At 64.1% G+C, this 17979-nt stretch carries 16 protein-coding genes; 1 reads left to right on the forward strand and 15 read right to left on the reverse strand.

Going from position 1 to position 17979, the window contains the following annotated elements:
• Window positions 1-108: 108 nt before the first annotated feature.
• On the reverse strand, window positions 109-2277 hold the full coding sequence (gene ppk1 / locus BFX80_RS01750; RefSeq protein ID WP_077377882.1) for a polyphosphate kinase 1: 2169 nt from the start codon (window positions 2275-2277) through the stop codon (window positions 109-111).
• A gap of 159 nt (window positions 2278-2436) precedes the next feature.
• Window positions 2437-3456, reverse strand: coding sequence for a porphobilinogen synthase (gene hemB, locus BFX80_RS01755; protein WP_084207829.1), 1020 nt, complete (start codon window positions 3454-3456; stop codon window positions 2437-2439).
• 447 nt (window positions 3457-3903) lie between these two features.
• On the opposite strand from hemB, the gene elbB reads away from it, so the two are divergent.
• Complete coding sequence (gene elbB / locus BFX80_RS01760) at window positions 3904-4590, forward strand: isoprenoid biosynthesis glyoxalase ElbB (RefSeq protein ID WP_084207830.1); 687 nt, start codon at window positions 3904-3906, stop codon at window positions 4588-4590.
• 122 nt (window positions 4591-4712) lie between these two features.
• On the opposite strand, the gene tatC is transcribed toward elbB, so the two are convergent.
• The 13 genes from tatC to BFX80_RS01825 form a co-directional block, all read right to left on the reverse strand.
• Entirely contained in the window at window positions 4713-5504 is a 792-nt protein-coding gene (gene tatC, locus BFX80_RS01765; RefSeq protein ID WP_077377891.1) for a twin-arginine translocase subunit TatC, read from the reverse strand.
• Window positions 5504-5908 carry a Sec-independent protein translocase protein TatB gene (tatB, locus tag BFX80_RS01770; RefSeq protein WP_077377894.1) on the reverse strand — a complete coding sequence of 135 codons (405 nt, stop codon included), beginning with the start codon at window positions 5906-5908 and terminating at the stop codon, window positions 5504-5506. Before tatB ends, tatC begins: the two co-directional genes overlap by 1 nt.
• Before the next feature lie 5 nt (window positions 5909-5913).
• On the reverse strand, window positions 5914-6168 hold the full coding sequence (tatA, locus tag BFX80_RS01775) for a Sec-independent protein translocase subunit TatA (protein ID WP_084207831.1): 255 nt from the start codon (window positions 6166-6168) through the stop codon (window positions 5914-5916).
• Between the two features lie 113 nt (window positions 6169-6281).
• Complete coding sequence (locus BFX80_RS01780) at window positions 6282-6617, reverse strand: phosphoribosyl-ATP diphosphatase (protein ID WP_077377900.1); 336 nt, start codon at window positions 6615-6617, stop codon at window positions 6282-6284.
• 287 nt (window positions 6618-6904) lie between these two features.
• On the reverse strand, window positions 6905-8533 hold the full coding sequence (gene ubiB / locus BFX80_RS01785) for a ubiquinone biosynthesis regulatory protein kinase UbiB (RefSeq protein WP_084207832.1): 1629 nt from the start codon (window positions 8531-8533) through the stop codon (window positions 6905-6907).
• The gene (locus tag BFX80_RS01790; RefSeq protein ID WP_084207833.1) at window positions 8530-9198 is read right to left on the reverse strand and encodes a ubiquinone biosynthesis accessory factor UbiJ; all 669 of its coding nucleotides are present in this window, start codon (window positions 9196-9198) and stop codon (window positions 8530-8532) included. The genes ubiB and BFX80_RS01790 overlap by 4 nt, the downstream gene beginning before the upstream one ends.
• A gap of 7 nt (window positions 9199-9205) precedes the next feature.
• The gene (gene ubiE / locus BFX80_RS01795) at window positions 9206-9952 is read right to left on the reverse strand and encodes a bifunctional demethylmenaquinone methyltransferase/2-methoxy-6-polyprenyl-1,4-benzoquinol methylase UbiE (protein ID WP_077377909.1); all 747 of its coding nucleotides are present in this window, start codon (window positions 9950-9952) and stop codon (window positions 9206-9208) included.
• 150 nt (window positions 9953-10102) lie between these two features.
• Entirely contained in the window at window positions 10103-10462 is a 360-nt protein-coding gene (locus tag BFX80_RS01800) for a gamma-butyrobetaine hydroxylase-like domain-containing protein (protein WP_240499733.1), read from the reverse strand.
• Between the two features lie 346 nt (window positions 10463-10808).
• Window positions 10809-12134: an ATP-dependent protease ATPase subunit HslU gene (gene hslU / locus BFX80_RS01805; protein ID WP_077377915.1), complete on the reverse strand. Its 1326-nt coding sequence runs from the start codon at window positions 12132-12134 to the stop codon at window positions 10809-10811.
• 1 nt (window position 12135) lies between these two features.
• Complete coding sequence (gene hslV, locus BFX80_RS01810) at window positions 12136-12657, reverse strand: ATP-dependent protease subunit HslV (RefSeq protein WP_077377918.1); 522 nt, start codon at window positions 12655-12657, stop codon at window positions 12136-12138.
• Window positions 12658-12991: 334 nt separating this feature from the next.
• Window positions 12992-13645, reverse strand: coding sequence for an SPOR domain-containing protein (locus tag BFX80_RS01815; RefSeq protein WP_077377921.1), 654 nt, complete (start codon window positions 13643-13645; stop codon window positions 12992-12994).
• A gap of 3 nt (window positions 13646-13648) precedes the next feature.
• On the reverse strand, window positions 13649-15334 hold the full coding sequence (argS, locus tag BFX80_RS01820; RefSeq protein WP_077377924.1) for an arginine--tRNA ligase: 1686 nt from the start codon (window positions 15332-15334) through the stop codon (window positions 13649-13651).
• A 240-nt stretch (window positions 15335-15574) separates the two neighbouring features.
• On the reverse strand, window positions 15575-17842 hold the full coding sequence (locus BFX80_RS01825; protein ID WP_084207835.1) for a primosomal protein N': 2268 nt from the start codon (window positions 17840-17842) through the stop codon (window positions 15575-15577).
• Window positions 17843-17979: the final 137 nt, after the last annotated feature.

Consider the following 17979-nt stretch of genomic DNA (forward strand, 5'->3'; position numbering starts at 1 on the left):
CTGGGACAAGGCTTGTCTGCTCAACGCAGACGGCCCCCACGCAAGCGTGAGGGCCGAGAGTCAGGTGAATGGACTGCGCCGGATGAGGCGGGCCCGAGCGGGGCGCGATCAGGCCTTGGCAGCGTAGGCGAACAGCAGGGTTTCCTGCACGCTGATCGGCTCTGCATCGCCGGCATCCAGCTGGGTGTAGTGACCATCGCTTTCCAGGCGCCAGCTCTGGCAGTTGTCGACCAGATAGGTGTCCAGGTCCTTGCGGATGCGCTGCGCCAGCTTCTTGTCGAGCAACGGGAAGCAGGTCTCGACGCGATGGAACATGTTGCGCTCCATGAAGTCCGCGCTGGAACACCAGGTCTCCGGCTGGCCGGCATTGTGGAAGTGGAAGGTGCGAGTATGTTCCAGGAAGCGACCGATCACCGAGCGGACGCGGATATTGTCGGAGATGCCCGGAACGCCCGGACGCAGACAGCAGACCCCGCGGATGATCAGATCGCACTGCACGCCCGCGCGTGAGGCGCGATACAGCGCGCGGATCAGCTTGGGTTCGGTCAGTGAGTTGCACTTGATGATGATGTGGGCGCGCTTGCCCTTCTCGGCGTTGCGCGCTTCCCGGTCGATCATCTCCACCAGTCGCTCATGCAGTGTGAAGGGGGCATGCAGCAACTTCTCGATATTGCGTTGCTTGCCCATGCCGGTCAGCTGCTGGAAGACCTTGTGGACGTCCTCGCACAAGGTCTCATTGGACGTCAGCAGGCTGTAATCGGTGTACAGGCGCGCCGTCTTGGCGTGGTAGTTGCCGGTGCCGAGGTGCGCATAGTGGCGCAGCTCGCCATTTTCTCGCCGCACGATGTGCAGCATCTTGGCATGGGTCTTGTAGGCCATCACCCCGTAGATGACGATGGCGCCTGCCTCCTGAAGGCGGGAGGCCAGCTGCAGGTTGTCGGCTTCATCGAAGCGGGCACGCAGCTCGATCACCACGGTGATCTCCTTGCCCTGGCGTGCAGCTTCCACCAGCGAGGAGACGATGTTGGAATCGGCTCCGGTGCGATAGAGCGTCTGCTTGATGGCCAGCACGTTCGGGTCGCGCGCTGCCTCGGCCAGCAGACTCTCGACCGGCGAGAACGACTGGAAGGGGTGATGCAGCAGGATGTCCTCGCGGCGAATGGCATCGAACAGGCTGTTGTCACTCTTGAGTGCCTTGGGCGTGCCGGGAGTGAACGGTGCGTAGAGCAGGTCCTCGCGGCCCACGTCGCCGATGACTTCCATCAGGCGATTGAGGTTGACCGGTCCCTTCACCTGATACAGGTCTCGCTTCTCCAGCTCGAACTGCTTGAGCAGGAAGGTGTAGAGCGCCTCTGGACAGTTGTCCGCCACTTCCAGGCGCACGCCATCGCCGTAACGCCGCGCCAGCAGCTCGCCGCGCAGCGCCGAGGCCAGATCCGAGACATCCTCGGCATCCACCGAGAGGTCGGCGTTGCGCGTCAGCCGGAACTGGTAGCAGCCCTTGATCTTCATCCCTGGGAACAGCTCCTGGGCATGGGCATGAATCATCGAGGACAGGAAGACGTACTCGGTATAGCCGCTCTCTGCGAGCGCTTCCGGCACGCGAATCAAGCGCGGCAGCGAGCGTGGAGCCGGAAGAATGGCCAGGCCGCCCTCGCGCCCGAAGGCGTCCTTGCCTTCCAGCTCGACGATGAAGTTGAGGCTCTTGTTGACCAGGCGCGGGAAGGGATGTGATGGATCAAGCCCGATCGGGCTGATGACCGGCTGAATCTCTTCCTCGAAGTATTCGCGAACCCAGGCTTTCTGGGCGTCGTTCCACTGATTGCGGCGACGGAAGCGGATGTGTTGCTCTTCAAGCGCCGGAATCAGTTCTTCGTTGAGGATGCGGTACTGGCGCTCCACTTGCTCGTGGGTGATGCGCGAGATCTCGTCGAGCACCTTGCCGGGCAGCATGCCATCCGGGCCGGGCTCGGTGCGGTCGAAGGCGATCTGATGCTTGAGACCCGCCACGCGGATCTCGAAGAACTCGTCCATGTTGGACGTGAAGATCAGCAGGAACATCAGCCGGTTGAGCAGCGGATGCGAAGTGTCCTGCGCCTGCTCCAGTACCCGGATGTTGAACTGCAGATTCGACAGCTCACGGTTGAAATACAGGGCGGGGTCGGCCAGGTCGGCTTCGGGGGAGGGCGTGACCTTGGCGTGAATGCCCTTGCGCGTGCGATTGACGCGCAGGGGCGGAGGTTCAAGGGCTGGCGGCTCGTCGGTGACCAGCTCCATGTCGCCCTCTTTCCCCCGGGACGCCGCCGGGGCGGCAGCGTCCTGATGCGGTTGGGGAGCGGTGTCCAGCGAGGTGTCTGACGCGTCATCTATGGCGTTCTTGTGGGTCTGTTCCATCATCAACTCCATGACCCCGGTCAGACACGGTCGCCGGGGTAGTCAAAGGCGATTCTTCTCCGCCAGCAGTTCCGCGGCCCGGCGGGCAAAATAGGTGAGAATGCCGTCGGCACCCGCACGCTTGAAGCACATCAATGATTCGAGAATGACCTTGTCGGCATCCAGCCAGCCGTTCTGGAAGGCGGCCATGTGCATGGCGTACTCGCCGCTGACCTGGTAGGCGAAGGTCGGCACTTCCAGTTCACGCTTCACGCGGGACACCACATCCAGGTAGGGCATGCCCGGCTTGACCATCACCATGTCGGCGCCCTCGGCGAGATCCATGGCCACTTCATGCAGCGCTTCGTCGCTGTTGGCCGGATCCATCTGGTAGGTCTGCTTGTCGGCCTTGCCCAGATTGCCGCTCGAGCCCACCGCATCACGGAACGGGCCGTAGTAGTTGGAGGCGTACTTGGCCGAATAGGCCATGATGCGGGTATTGATCAGGCCTTCCTGTTCCAGCATGGCACGGATGGAGCCGATGCGGCCGTCCATCATGTCAGAAGGGGCCACGACATCGGCGCCCGCTTCCGCGTGTGACAGTGCCTGCTTGATCAGGGTGTCCACGGTGCGGTCGTTGAGCACGTAGCCGTCATCATCGAGGATGCCGTCCTGGCCATGCACGGTGTAGGGATCCAGCGCCACATCGGTGATCACGCCCAGCGTCGGGATGGCTTCCTTGAGGGCACGCACCGCGCGCTGCACCAGGCCATTGGCGTTGTAGGACTCCTCGGCCAGCAGGCTCTTGGCCTCGGCATCGATCACCGGGAACAGCGCGATGGCCGGCACGCCCAGCGCATGGACCTCACGGCATTCCTTGACCAGCAGGTCGATGGACAGGCGCTCGACCCCGGGCATGCTGGTCACGGCTTCACGACGCTGCGAACCTTCCAGCACGAAGACCGGCAGGATCAGATCATCGGCCGTCAGCTGGTTCTCGCGCATCAGGCGGCGAGAGAAATCATCCTTGCGCATGCGGCGCATGCGAATCGCAGGAAACTGGCGTGGGGTACGTTGACTCAAGAGAGGCTCTCCGGATCTAAGGCTCCGGTTCCGTGAGGGACGCTGGAAGTCTAGGTCTATAATATTTCAATGATATTACAGGTCAGACGGCGCCCATACGACCGAAGGAGATGGGATTGGCCGAGCAAGCTGTCGGCACGATGCTTTCGAGTATATCAGTGCATGCAGGTCGGAACAGGGGCGCGGCATGGGGCAGGGTGTCGCGTCGTGTGCACTGTCATCCTGCCCGCCGAACCGCGAGGGGCGCCCTTGAGATGTGGTCATGCCGCCCATAGTCTTGGGGCATCGGAGTGACGAATACCCAGGTGCTGCAGGCCGCCGGCATCATCTGTCCTTTCCAGCCGGTACCTCTTCACATGGTGCTTGCCTGTAGCGGATTCCTGTACGAATCTGTCACTTCTGACCTGTCGGCAGCCGCCGAGCAGTTCACCGTCAATGGAGTAACACATGACCAAGCAGGTAGCCCTGATCCTATCCGGTTGCGGTGTCTATGATGGCTCCGAGATCTACGAAACGACCCTGACCATGCTTCGGCTTGATCAGCTGGGCATCCGCTACGAGTGCTTCGCTCCGGACATCGATCAGCATCATGTGCTCAACCACGCCACCGGCGAGGAAATGGACGAGACACGCAATGTGCTGACCGAGTCGGCTCGCCTGGCGCGTGGCAAGGTGCGTCCGTTGCCGGAGCTGTCCGCCGAGGACTTCGACGCGCTGATTCTGCCCGGTGGCTTCGGTGCCGCCAAGAATCTCAGCAACTTTGCCGTCAAGGGCGCGGATCTGACGCTGGTGGATGGTCTGCGCGAGGTGGTGCAGCCCTTCCATGCGGCCGGCAAGCCGATCGGCGTGATGTGCATCGCGCCGGTGATGATGCCGAAGCTGCTGGGCGAGGGGATCTCGGTCACCATCGGCACGGACCCTGAAGTCTCCGGCGCCATCAGTGCCCAGGGCGGTCTGCACAAGAGCTGTGAGGTGACGGATATCGTGATTGATGCCGCCAATCGCGTGATCACGACGCCAGCCTACATGCAGGCAGAGCGCATCTCCGAGGCTGCCGAAGGCATCTTCAAGCTGGTGGAGCGTCTGAACGGCTGGATCGAGGAAGACCAGGCCAAGGCCAGTCAACAGGATTGACACGGTCGCACGGCACCCAGCAGGAAACGACGAAGCCCCCGCCATTGGCGGGGGCTTCGTCGTTTCCTGCGTCATGATTCTTGCGCGTCATCGTTCAGGCGCTGTCTGCTCGAGTCTTCGCGTCAGGGGGCCTGCTGCGAGGCCTCATCATCGCTCGCCGGACGGCGGCGCTTGAAGGCGCGTGCGGCGAGAATCCCGACCTCGAACAGCAGCCACATCGGAATCGCCAGCAATGACTGCGAGATGACGTCAGGCGGTGTCAGCAGCATGCCGACCACGAAGCAGGCGATCACGATGTAGGGGCGTTTCTTGCTCAGCACCTCCACGGACGTGGCCCCCGTCCAGATCAGCAGGAAGGTGGCGATGGGAATCTCGAAGGCCACACCGAAGGCGAAGAACAGCTTGAGGACAAAATTCAGGTACTGATTGATGTCCGTCATGATCGCCACGTTCTCGGGGCCCGTGGTGGTGAAGAACTGGAACAGCAGCGGGAAGACGACATAGTAGGCAAACGCCGCGCCCGCATAGAACAGCAGGATGCTGGAGGCCAGCAGCGGCAACGCCAACGCCTTCTCGTTCTCGTAGAGTCCCGGCGCGATGAAGGCCCAGGCCTGATAGAGCACCGCCGGAATCGCCAGGAACAGCGCCACCACCAGTGTCAGCTTGAAGGGGGCCAGGAAGGGCGAGGCCACCTCGGTGGCGATCATCTGAGAGCCGGGAGGCAGCAGGGCCATCAGCGGCTCGGCCACATACAGATAGATCTGATTGGAGAAGCCATACAGCGCCGCGAATACCACGAGGACCACGACAGTCGCACGCAGCAGGCGGGAGCGCAGTTCGATCAGATGCTCGATGAGCGGGGCGTGGGCAGCCTCGCCGGAGGCGGAGGGCTGCGGGTCATGCGGATCACTCATCAGGAACGCGGCTCCCGTGACTCACTGGTGGGGGTGGCGGAGGTCTCTTGCTCGCCTGAGGTCGTCTCCGTGGTCGAGCGAGCACTGTCGGCGGCAGGCGAGGCGTTGGCATCCTCCTGTGACGCGGGCGAGGAACGCGTGATGGTGGTTTCCACCTCACGCGCCTCATTGCGGGCATGTGCCAGGGTCTCGTCGAGCTGCTTCTTCTGCTCATTGAGCGTCTGACGCAGTTCTTCGGCTTCCAGCTGGGCGCTGATTTCCTGCTGGATCCCCGAGACGCTGCGCTTGATGCGCCCCAGCCACAATCCCGCCGTACGCGCCGCCCGGGGCAGACGCTCCGGGCCGAGCACGATCAATGCCAGCAGCGAGATCAGTGCCAGTTCAAAAAAGCCGATGTCGAACATGCGGCTTACGAGCGCTTGTCAGCGGTATCGCGGCGCTCGGCCTCGACATCGATGGTATCGCCGCGGGATTCACCGTGGGAGACCTTCTGCTGAGGAGCCGTGTCTTCGGGGGCCTTTTCCTCTTCCTTCATGGCGCCCTTGAAGCCTTTGACCGCGCCACCGAGGTCTGATCCGACGTTGCGGAGCTTCTTGGTGCCGAAGATCAGGATGATGATGCCGAGCACGATGAGGAGCTGCCAGATACTGATGCCACCTAACATGGGAAGTTCTCCATTTTGGCCGATGGGACTAGGTCACGAGGCCTTGAGTCTTGCAGGGTGAGAGCACCACTGCCAGGGAAATCGGCTTGCGCTGCAAGTCGTCTGCTTGATCATCACTGACCGCGAGCGGCCTTTTCATCATGGCCGGAGACGCCGAAGCGTCGCGCCAGCTCATCCAGCACGTCCTGATGGTCCAGCCCGAGGTGAGAAAGCATCACCAGCGAGTGGAACCACAGGTCGGCGGTCTCACCGATCACTGCACGGTGGGAGTCCACGTCGTCCTGAGTGAAATCCTTGGCGGCCAGTACCGTTTCCGTGGCCTCTTCGCCAATCTTCTCCAATACCTTGTTGAGGCCCTTGTGATGCAGGCTCGCGACATAGGAGGACGTCGGATCAGCGTCGCGCCGCTCTGCCAGTACGTCTGACAGGCGGTTGAGAATATCACTCATGAATCATCATTCCTGAAAGCATGGGGTCTGGCATGAAAACCTTATCTGCATGAGAACCGTTGCATGAGAGCCGTTGCATGAGAGCCGTTGCAGGAGCGTCGCGGCCAGCCGGACAACCGGGCCCGAGCGAAGGCAGCGAGTCCAGCCCGAGGCTCCTGCCTCATCGAGCACCGCCGCGAGGCAAGGCCCGGCGACTCAGGATGCAAGGGTTACATGACAATCATATTGCACTGCGCCCCGAGGGGCGGCAAGTTTCGGTCAGCGCCGCGAGCGAAGCAGGGGCGCGGCTAGCGCCACAGCAACAGCACGATGCCCAGCCCCGCGCCGACCAGCACCATCATCGGTTGCGTCTCGGCCCAGGCGATCAGCGGTTGCCAGCCGAAGGCCACGGCGATCAGCAGTCCACCTGCGCGCAAGCGCCAGCCGGTGCTGGACGCATGATTGACACGATCGCGCAGCGTGGCGAGTGCCTCGGTCTGACGCTGTCGAGCGCGGTGTTCATCATCGATGCGCTGCATGGCCTGGAAGGCCATCACCGGCAGCTGCGGCAGCTGATGTGACAGCTCCGGAGCCTGCTTGACCATCTCGGCCCAGAACGCCTTGGGGCCGGCGCGCTCCTTCATCCAGCGCTCCAGATAGGGGCGGGCGGTGGCCCACAGGTCGAGATCCGGATACAGCTGACGGCCGAGGCCCTCGATGTTGAGCAGCGTCTTCTGCAGCAGGACCAGCTGCGGCTGGACTTCCATGTTGAAGCGGCGCGCGGTCTGGAACAGGCCCAGCAGCACCTGGCCGAAGCTGATGTCCTTGAGCGGCTTCTCGAGAATCGGCTCGCAGACGGCCCGGATGGCCGCGGCGAACTCGTTGGCGCGCGTGCCCTCCCCGACCCAGCCGGACTCGATGTGCAGCGCCGCGACCTCGTAGTAATCCTGACGGAAGAAGGCCAGCAGATTGCGCGCCAGATAGTCCTGGTCCTCGCGGGTCAGGCTGCCGACGATACCGCAGTCGATGGCGATGAACTGCGGGTCATGGGCGTTCTCTCGCGAGACGAAGATGTTGCCGGGGTGCATGTCGGCGTGGAAGAAGTTGTCGCGGAACACCTGGGTGAAGAAGATCTCCACGCCGCGCTCGGCCAGCTTCTTCAAGTCGGTGCCCTGGGCTTCCAGCTCGTCGATGTCGGCGACCGGGATGCCGCGGATGCGCTCCTGCACCATTACCCGGCGCCGCGTCAGCGGCCAGTGGATGGTCGGCACGTAGAGCAGGGGCGAATCGAGGAAGTTGCGCTTGAGCTGGGAGGTGTTGGCGGCCTCCTTGTGCATGTCCAGCTCGTCGAACAGCGTGGCCTCGTAATCGGAGACCACTTCCACGGGGCGCAGACGCCGTGCTTCCGGCGAGAGCTTCATCAGCAGACGCGCGAGCAGATACAGCAGGCCGATATCCTTGCGCATCACCTCTTCGATGCGCGGGCGGATCACCTTGACCACCACGTCGGCACCATCGTGCAGGCGTGCCGCATGGACCTGGGCGATGGAAGCCGAGGCCAGCGGTTGCGCCTCGAATTCGGCGAAGGCTTCCTCGACCGGCATGCCCAGCTCCTGCTCGACCAGTTCGCGCGCCACCTCGTTCTCGAAGGGCGGCACCTGGTCCTGCAGGCGCTTGAGCTCATCGGCGACGTCCGGTGGCAGCAGGTCACGACGAGTCGAGAGCATCTGGCCGAACTTGATGAAGATCGGGCCCAGCGCTTCGAGTGCCAGCCGCAGGCGCTCACCACGCGAGCGCTTGCCGACAGGCAGCAGGCGCAGCGGTGAGAGCTTGACCAGCGGCCGCAGCAGCGCAGGTACGCGAGACAGCGGGATCAGATCATCCAGTCGATAGCGGGCGATGACCCACAGGATGCTCAGCAGGCGATAGAGTCTCACGACGGCTGGCACTCCCGATCAGCGGACCGTGGCGTGGTGACGGCCTCCAGATGGCGTCGCAGGCGCGCCAGGCGTGCCTCGGTGCGATCCAGGCACTGGGTCAGCTCGGTCAGCTCGTCCCGCGCGACCTGCAGCTGGGCATGGCCGGGCAGCCAGCGTGCTTCCTCGGTCAGATACTCGCGCAGATCCAGCTCCAGCTCACGACGGCTGGTCAGCCCGAAGCGACCGAGGCTGCGCAGGCCGGTGGCCAGACTATGACCGGGGGTCTCGCCGAACCATTCGCTCAAGGCCCCTTCCCAGTCGAGATCGAGATCCATCACCAGGTCCCGTGCGCTTTCCAGCAGGTGCAGACGGCCACGCACGGCCAGGCGGCCCTCGAACATCAAGCGCTCGATGGGCTCACCGGACAGCAGTGCCGCGGCAGTTTCCATGTCCAGCTCCACCACCACGTCGCCGTCGCTCTCGTTGGCCTCGGGCAGGCGCAGCAGATGCAGCCCCTGCAGGTCGAAGTGCACCAGCAGGTCGAAGGCGGGGCGCTCCAGGCGCAGCAGCAGGCGTCTGCCGGCAAGCGCATTCAGGCGCATGGCGGAGGCGGGGTCACGGGCGAGCAGGCGGTTGAGCGTGCGTTCCGCCGTCGCCACCAGCAGGGGGGTCAGCAATGCCATGACAGCCTCAAAGCTTGATACCACGGTGCAGCGCGACGATGCCACCGGTGAGATTGGTGAACTCGACACGCTCGAGACCTGCCTCTTCCATCATGCCGGCCAGGGTCTTCTGGTCGGGGTGCATGCGAATGGATTCGGCCAGATAGCGGTAGGAATCGGCGTCGCCGGCGACCATCTCGCCCATCTTCGGCAGCAGGCGGAAGCTGTACTGATCGTAGGCGGTGGAGAGCAGCGGATTGACCGGCTTGGAGAACTCCAGCACCAGCAGACGGCCTCCGGGCTTGAGGATGCGCTGCATGGAGCGCAGGGCCTTGGCCTGGTCGGTGACGTTGCGCAGCCCGAAGGCGATGGTGATGATGTCGAAGGTGTTGTCAGGGAAGGGCAGCGCCTCGGCATTGGCCTGCACATACTCGACATTGCCACCCACACCGCGGTCGAGCAGCTTGTCACGCCCGACGTTGAGCATCGAGGCGTTGATATCGGCGAGCACCACGCGACCCTTCGGCCCGACCAGGCGCGAGAACTTCAGCGTCAGATCCCCGGTGCCACCGGCAATGTCCAGCACCGTCTGGCCCGGACGGGCACCGGCACGCTCCAGGGTAATGCGCTTCCACAGACGGTGGATGCCGAAGGACATCAGGTCATTCATCACGTCGTACTTGGCGGCGACACTGTGGAAGACATCCGCGACGCGGCCTGCCTTCTCGTCCACGGCAACTTCCTGATAACCGAAGTGAGTCGTACGCTTGTCCATGACTTCCCCTGTTGTGACGCCACCCATGGGGGACGTCAGCGCAATATGGTGAGCTTTCGCAGTGGCTCGATTGTAACCGCTGGCCAGCGGGCTGTCTTTTGACAAGACGTCGAGTCGGACATCTTGCCGCGCCCCATTGGCATCAGTGGCTTACAGCTGATTGAGCGGAATGCCCAGCGGCTCACGCGAGGCACCGGCCTCTTCCAGCTGGCGCAGGTAGTAGGCCCACATGGCATCGCGGCGGTTGGCCAGTTCCCACAGGTATTCCCAGGTGTAGAGGCCGCTGTCGTGGCCATCATCGAAATGCAGCTTCAGCGCATAGCGACCGCTCTGGGTGATGTTGGCCAGACCGACGTGGCGCATGCCGACCTGCAGCGTTTCCTGGCCGACACCGTGACCGCGCACTTCCGCGGAGGGGGACATCACGCGCAGGAATTCGGTGCTGAGGCGGAAAGTCTGGCCATCCGCATAGCCCAGTTCCAGTTCACGCTCCGACTTGTGATAGTGCACGCGCGTCGGTACCGGGGCCTCGTCGGCGTCACGGGCATGGCGCTCATTGAGGCGGTAGTCGCGCTGCTGGCTGCGAGGTTCGTCCTGCTCGGCAGCGTGGTCTTCAGGTGTGTCGTGGCTCATCAGGGCATCCTCGTGTCAGCCCGCCGTCCAGCATGACACCACGCTGTAAGGCGACCGAAGGAACAGGAGCGTCGAGCGACATCTCGGGCGCGTCGACGTATCTATGTCGCATGATGCACTGACGCCCGAACCGGGCCAAGCCGGATCGGGCGTCAGTGGCATCTCTCAGGGTGGCGATTGCCGCCATGAGGGCTTCTCGCGGGTCAGGCGCTGACGCCAGACGTCAGAGAATGTAGCGCGACAGGTCTTCGTCACACGCTAGGTCGCCCAGGCGAGCATCGACATAGGCGGCATCGACCTTGAGCTCACCCGCCTGATCGGCACCTTCGTAGGAAATCTCTTCCAGCAGGCGTTCCATCACGGTATGCAGACGACGCGCGCCGATGTTCTCGGTGCCTTCGTTGACCTGATAGGCGATCTGGGCGATACGCTCGATGGCGTCATCCGCGAAGCTCAGCTCGACGCCTTCGGTGGCCAGCAGCGCCTTGTACTGACGGATCAATGCCGCGGACGGCTCGGTCAGGATGCGCTTGAAGTCGTCCGGGGTCAGGGCATTGAGCTCGACGCGGATCGGCAGACGGCCCTGAAGCTCCGGAATCATGTCCGAGGGCTTGGACAGGTGGAAGGCGCCGGAAGCGATGAACAGGATGTGGTCCGTCTTGACCATGCCGTGCTTGGTGGAGACGGTGGAGCCCTCGATCAGCGGCAGCAGATCGCGCTGCACGCCTTCACGGGACACGTCGCCACCACTGCCGGACTCGCCACGCTTGGCGACCTTGTCGATCTCGTCGAGGAAGACGATACCGTTCTGTTCGACGGCCTCGATGGCACGGCTCTTGAGGTCTTCATCGCTGACCATTCTGGCCGCTTCTTCCTCGTGAACCAGCTTGAGGGCTTCCTTGACGCTGATGCGACGGCTTTCCTTCTGCTGCTTGCCCATGCTGGAGAACATGGACTGCAGCTGACTGGTCATCTCTTCCATCCCCGGCGGGGTGGCGAAATCCAGGCTCTGGCTGGCCGGGCTCAGCTCGATGTCGATTTCCTTGTCATCCAGCTGACCTTCGCGCAGCTTCTTGCGGAACATCTGACGCGTGCTGCTGTTGTTGGCCGCCGCATCATATTCCTCGCCACGGGCGCGCGGCAGCAGCGCATCGAGGATGCGATCCTCGGCGGCATCCTCGGCCTTGTCGCGCACTTCCTTCATGGCCTCTTCACGCACCAGCTTCATGGCGACCTCGACCAGGTCACGGATGATCGATTCCACGTCACGTCCGACGTAGCCGACCTCGGTGAACTTGGTCGCCTCGATCTTCAGGAAGGGCGCGCCGGCCAGCTTGGCCAGACGACGAGCGATCTCGGTCTTGCCGACACCGGTCGGGCCGATCATCAGGATGTTCTTCGGGGTGACTTCCGGGCGCAGATCATCGTTGAGCTGCATGCGACGCCAGCGATTGCGCATGGCCACGGCCACGGCACGCTTGGCTTCCGGCTGACCGACGATGTGCTGATCGAGGGCGTTGACGATTTCCTTCGGGGTCATCTGGGACATCTCAGGACAGCTCCTCGATGATGGCATTGTGGTTGGTGAAGACGCAGATGTCGGCCGCGATGGAGATGGACTTCTCGGTGATCTCGCGGGCGGACAGCTCGGTGTTCTCGATCAGGGCGCGGGCGGCGGCTTCGGCGAAGTTGCCGCCCGAGCCGATGGCCAGCACGCCGTGTTCGGGCTCGACCACGTCACCGTTGCCGGTGATGATCAGCGAGGCATGCTTGTCGGCCACCACCAGCATGGCTTCCAGCTTGCGCAGGGCGCGGTCGGAGCGCCACTCCTTGGCCAGTTCCACGGCGGATTTCACCAGCTGGCCCTGATACTTCTCGAGCTGCGCTTCGAAGCGTTCGAACAGCGTGAAGGCATCGGCGGTACCGCCAGCGAAGCCGGCCAGCACCTGATTGCGATACAGGCGACGCACCTTGGCTGCGTTGCCTTTCATGACAGTGTTGCCAAGGGATACCTGGCCGTCACCAGCCAGGGCGACCTGGCCGTTGCGACGCACGGAGACGATCGTGGTCATGGATAACTCCTGAGAGAGCATGCCGGCGATTGGAATAAGGTGAACGGGGCCGGGCATGGCATTTCGGGGCAGACGAGGCCAGGGCCTCGTCGCGTAAAACGGGTGGTGGTCGTCAGTCTGGCAATTGCCACTGCTTGCCGCGACGTGTCACCGCCACCGTGGCGGATCGCGGTCTGATATCTCACCGGAATGCTGTAAATGGGGGCGCTGATGCGGGTTTCAAGTCATCGGCGACTTAGCGTTGACGCCCGTTGTGCAGAGGGCTGGCGCCCTTTACGCAACGGGCCCGCTCAACTTGTGAGCGGGCCCGTTGACCTGTGGCGTCATGCCGAGGTCATTGCAGCTTGATCAGCAGAGGCTCGATGCCCTGGGTGTTCATCAGATCCTGTGCGCGGTTGAGCTCGCGGGTGTCCTTGTACGGGCCGACCTGAACGCGGTGCCAGACGGTACCGCCAGAAGCATTGACGTCACTGACCTTGGCCAGCAGGCCGAGATCCTTGAGCTTGCCGGCCAGTTTCCTGGCATCGGACATCTCGCGGAAGGAGGCCGCCTGCAGCATGTAGTTGGTCAGCGAAGCCTCGGACTTCTTGGTGCTCTCGGCGCTGCCCGGACGCGGAGTGGACTTGTACTCATCCACCTTGGGGGCGATCACCTCGGTTTCCGGCAACAGAGTGTAGAACTCGAAGGTCGGCATGCTGCCGCCGCTCTCTTCGGGAGTGTCCTTCTGCGATGCCTTGTCCTGCTGGCTACCCTGTTGTGCGGCCTGCTGACCATTCTGCTGAGTGTTGGCCTTGGGCACGATGGCAGCCACCGGCAGACGCGGCGCCTGTTGCTGGAAATACTGAGCCAGCACGAAGCCGGCGACCAGACCGACGATCCCCCACAGCCACCCCGGGAAGCCGCGGCTCTGACTGGCGGCGGGCTGCCGGCGGGGGCTGGCTCCCTGACGGGAAGCGGGCTTCTTGCTGGCGGGGCGGCGAGCAGCCATGGCTTACATCTCCTCGGGAGCGCTGACACCCAGCAGGGCCAGGCCGTTGCGGATGACCTGAGCGGTCGCCAGACCCAGCGCCAGGCGCGCGTTGCGGGTCGCGTCGTCCTCGACCATCACCTTCACCGCGTTGTAGCAGGTGTGGAAGTCAGAGGAGAGGTCCTGCAGATACTGAGCGACCTGCTGCGGTTCCCGCACCTTGGCGGCGTGGGTGACGACGTCCGGGAACTGGGCCATGCGATTCATCACGGCCTTTTCCTGATCGCTGGTCAGCAAGGACAGTTGCGCCATGGCCAGAGATTCATCGAAGGCCTTGTCTTCACGGCTGGCCTTGCGCAGCACGCTGTGCACGCGGGCGTGGGCATACTGGATGTAGTAGACCGGGTTGTCGTTGGACTGGGAGCGGGCCAGGTCAATGTCGAAGGTCAGCTGGGAGTCGGCACGTCGCGCCGCCAGGAAGTAGCGGGTCGCGTCGCGGCCGACTTCCTCGATCAGGTCACGCAGGGTCACGTAGCTGCCGGCACGCTTGGAGAGCTTCACTTCCTCACCGGAGCGCATCACGGTGACCATCTGGTGCAGCACGTAGTCCGGCCAGCCTTCCGGGATGCCGGCCTTGAGGGCCTGCAGGCCCGCACGCACGCGAGTCACGGTGGAGTGGTGGTCGGCACCCTGTTCATTGATGACCTGGGTGAAACCGCGCTGCCACTTGTCCAGGTGGTAGGCGACATCTGGCAGGAAGTAGGTGTAACCGCCGTCACGCTTGCGCATCACGCGGTCCTTGTCATCCCCGAAGTCGGTGGTGCGCAGCCACATGGCGCCATCGTCTTCGTAGGTATAGCCGTTGTCGACCAGGCGCTTGACGGTGTCTTCGACCTTGCCGTCACGGTAGAGCGAGGATTCGAGGAAGTAGACGTCGAACTCGACGCCGAAGGCCTTGAGGTCCAGATCCTGTTCATGGCGCAGGTAGGCGACGGCGAAGACGCGGATGGCGTCGAGATCGTCAGGTTCTGCGGCGCCCGTGACCTGCTTGCCATCGGCTTCGACGGTATCGCCGGCCATGTAGGAGGCGGCCAGTTCGCGGATGTAGTCACCGCGATAGCCATCAGCCGGCCAGCTGGCGTCATCCGGGCCCAGGCCCTTGGCGCGTGCCTGAACGGAGAGCGCCAGATTGTTGATCTGGGCGCCGGCGTCGTTGTAGTAGAACTCGCGCGTGACGTCGTGGCCGGTGGCGGCCAGCAGGCGGCACAGCACGTCGCCGACCGCGGCGCCACGCCCGTGACCGACATGCAGCGGCCCGGTCGGATTGGCGGAGACGAACTCGACCTGGACCTTCTCACCGGCGCCCACGTCGCTGTGCCCGAAGCGGTCGCCTTCGCTGAAGACGCGGCGCACGATGTCGGCCACCGCCCCGGTCTCGGCGAAGAAGTTCAGGAAGCCGGGGCCGGCGATCTCGACCTTGGAGACCGCGTCGGAGGCCGGCAGGGCGGCGACCAGCTTCTCGGCCAGCTCACGCGGCTTCATGCCGGCAGCCTTGGACGTCATCATCGCCAGGTTGCTGGCGTAGTCGCCGTGGGTCTTGTCCTTGGTCGGGTCGACCTTGATCTGCGGGCTGGCGTCGGCGGGCAGGGTGCCGTCGGCCTTGAGGGAATCCAGGGCCTGGCCCAGCAGTTCGATGATCGTCTCTTTCATGGAATATCGGTCTCTTCACGGCTCAGGTCGCACCGCGTGCTCTGGAGCAGGCGGTTGCAGGCATCAGGCCTGCGGGCAATGGGGGAGTGCGGATGTCGCTGCACGATGGCGGGCATTATCACCGATCCTGCGGCTTGCATAAACCGTCGTGATCAATCACGGCGCAATCCGTGTCCTGGCGGGATAGTGGTCAGTTCAGTATCGGAGCTGGCGACACCTGCCTGAGTCCCCCTGCCAGACTCAGGCCATGCCGATGGGATCGACATCCAGTGACCAGCGCAGGCGGCGCGCGTCACGATCCTGCTCGCAGAGCGTCACCAGCCAGGCGGCGGCTTCATGCAGCGGGCCGCGTTTCGCCGCGCGCAACAGCAATTGGGCGTGATAGCGATTCTGGCGGCGCTCCATCGGCGCCGGTACCGGGCCGAGGCAGTCCACCTTGAGGTCGGCACTGTCGATGTGCTGACGCAGGGCGCTTCCTACCTTCAACAGCCACTGCTCGACCTGCTGCTGATCGGTGGCTTCGGCGCGCAGCAAGGCCAGATGGCTGAACGGCGGCAACTGCGCGATGCGGCGCTCCTCCAGCAGCTCGCCGGCCAGCTGTGGGTAGCCGGCCTGGATCAGTGTCAGCAGGTTGGGGTCTTCCGGATGGCGGGTCTGGATCAGCACCTCACCGGGGCGCTCGGCGCGTCCGGCTCGCCCGGCGACCTGCACCAGCAGCTGGGCGGATTGCTCCAGCGCACGGAAGTCGGCGGCGTAGAGTCCGCTGTCGGCATTGACCACCACCACCAGCGTGACGTGGGGGAAGTGGTGGCCCTTGGCCAGCATCTGGGTGCCGACCAGCAGGCAGGGTTCGCCACGGCGGATCACTGCCAGCGCTTCACTCATGGCGTCCTTGCGCTGGGTACTGTCGCGGTCGATGCGCAGCACCGGCACGTCGGGGAATTTCTCGCCGAGCAGCTCTTCGGTGCGCTCGGTGCCCGCGCCTTGTGGACGAACATCGCCGCTGCCGCAGGCCGGGCAGGCATCCGGCAGCGGGCGGGTGCGTTCGCAGTGATGGCAGGTCAGCTGCGGGGGATGGCGATGCAGGGTCATGCGTGCGTCGCAGTTGTCACATTCGGCGATCCAGCCGCAGGCATGGCAGGTCAGCGTCGGAGCGAAGCCGCGCCGATTGATGAATACCAGCACCTGATCGCCCTGGGCGAGGCGCTTCTCGATGGCGTCCAGACTCTGGGTGGAGAGTCCGCCCAGCGTCATGCGGCCGCGCAGGTCGATCGGGTGCAGGCGTGCCGGTTGGCTGCGCCCGGCACGCTGATGCAGATGCAGGTGAGTGAAGCGCCCTTCGCGGGCATGGCGCAGGCTTTCCAGAGACGGCGTGGCGCTGCCGAGCACTACCGGGATGCCTTCCTGCTTGCCACGTACCAGCGCCAGATCGCGGGCGTGATAGCGCAGGCCATCCTGTTGCTTGAAGGAGCCGTCGTGCTCCTCGTCGACGATGATCACCCCGAGCTTTGCCATCGGCGTGAAGATGGCAGAGCGCGTGCCGATCACGATGCGCGCGCGGCCGCTGCGTGCCGCCTCGAAGCCATCGAGGCGCTCGCCATCGCTGACGCCGGAATGCAGCATCACCTGGGGGACGCGGAAACGTCTGCGGAAGCGCTCCAGCGTCTGGGGCGTCAGGCCGATCTCGGGCACCAGCACCAGAGCCTGGCCGCCGCGATCCAGCACCGCCTCGATCAGTTGCAGGTAGACCTCGGTCTTGCCGGAGCCGGTCACGCCCTCCAGCAGCGTGGGGGAGAAGCGACTCAGGCCTTCATGCAGGCGCGAGAGCGCGCGGCCCTGCTCGTCATTGAGTGCCAGGCTGGGCTCGGCCAGCACGCCCTTGCTGGCCTGCTCCGGGGTGGCGCCGGTGACAGGCTCTTCACGTGATTCGATGAAGCCACGACTGCGCAGGGTTTCCAGCTGCTGGCGGGTGAAGCCCTGGGCGGTGATCGCGCTGTGTACCAGGCCATGACGGTGCTGAGCGAGCAGCTCGAGCAATGCGATCTGGCGGGTCGCGCGGCCGAGGCTGGCCGGCTCCGTGATACGCCCCTTGTCGGTGAGTGACCAGCGCTCACGGGTGCGTGCCTCGAGGGCACGTCCCTGGCGCAGCAGTGATGGCATCGCCTGCGCGAAGGTGTCGCCGAGTGAGTGCTGGTAATAGCGTGCGGTGAACTGACATATCCACAGCCAGTCGGCCGGCAATGGCGCTTCGTCGATCACCTCGCTGACGGGCTTGAGCTTCTCGATGGGAAAGGCTGAGTCGCTGCGCAGCTCCGCGATCACCCCGACCAGCTGGCGACGGCCGAACTCGACGCGCACGCGCAGACCGACCTGCCAGCCATGGCGAGGTGGCTGGCGTGCTGGCAGATAGTCAAACAGGTCGCGCAGGGGGCCGGGAATCGCGATGCCCAGTACACGTCCGGGCAGGTGAGTCGCAGTCTTGTCGCTGGTGTCAGGCACGCAAGGCATCCGAGGAAGAGAGAATGAGATGACGAGAGGAAAACGCCACGCAGTCTACAGAGTGTTGCCGGCAATAAACGCCACAAAGTTTGGTCTTGTCGCAGATGGCTGGTAAAATGCGTCGCCTTCCGTCGGAGTCGGCGGAA

It is taken from the genome of Cobetia marina, assembly GCF_001720485.1.
Taxonomy (GTDB): Bacteria; Pseudomonadota; Gammaproteobacteria; order Pseudomonadales; family Halomonadaceae; genus Cobetia; species Cobetia marina.

What these genes read in the sequence shown, in the direction of transcription:
- tatC (WP_077377891.1), bottom strand. Translation starts at nt 5,504, where the DNA reads ATGAGTGATCCGCATGACCCGCAGCCCTCCGCCTCCGGCGAGGCTGCC.
- hslV (WP_077377918.1), bottom strand. Translation starts at nt 12,657, where the DNA reads ATGACCACGATCGTCTCCGTGCGTCGCAACGGCCAGGTCGCCCTGGCT.
- hslU (WP_077377915.1), bottom strand. Translation starts at nt 12,134, where the DNA reads ATGTCCCAGATGACCCCGAAGGAAATCGTCAACGCCCTCGATCAGCAC.
- tatA (WP_084207831.1), bottom strand. Translation starts at nt 6,168, where the DNA reads ATGTTAGGTGGCATCAGTATCTGGCAGCTCCTCATCGTGCTCGGCATC.
- BFX80_RS01815 (WP_077377921.1), bottom strand. Translation starts at nt 13,645, where the DNA reads ATGGCTGCTCGCCGCCCCGCCAGCAAGAAGCCCGCTTCCCGTCAGGGA.
- ubiE (WP_077377909.1), bottom strand. Translation starts at nt 9,952, where the DNA reads ATGGACAAGCGTACGACTCACTTCGGTTATCAGGAAGTTGCCGTGGAC.
- tatB (WP_077377894.1), bottom strand. Translation starts at nt 5,908, where the DNA reads ATGTTCGACATCGGCTTTTTTGAACTGGCACTGATCTCGCTGCTGGCA.
- ppk1 (WP_077377882.1), bottom strand. Translation starts at nt 2,277, where the DNA reads ATGGAGCTGGTCACCGACGAGCCGCCAGCCCTTGAACCTCCGCCCCTG.
- elbB (WP_084207830.1), top strand. Translation starts at nt 3,904, where the DNA reads ATGACCAAGCAGGTAGCCCTGATCCTATCCGGTTGCGGTGTCTATGAT.
- BFX80_RS01790 (WP_084207833.1), bottom strand. Translation starts at nt 9,198, where the DNA reads ATGGCATTGCTGACCCCCCTGCTGGTGGCGACGGCGGAACGCACGCTC.
- BFX80_RS01825 (WP_084207835.1), bottom strand. Translation starts at nt 17,842, where the DNA reads ATGCCTTGCGTGCCTGACACCAGCGACAAGACTGCGACTCACCTGCCC.
- BFX80_RS01780 (WP_077377900.1), bottom strand. Translation starts at nt 6,617, where the DNA reads ATGAGTGATATTCTCAACCGCCTGTCAGACGTACTGGCAGAGCGGCGC.
- argS (WP_077377924.1), bottom strand. Translation starts at nt 15,334, where the DNA reads ATGAAAGAGACGATCATCGAACTGCTGGGCCAGGCCCTGGATTCCCTC.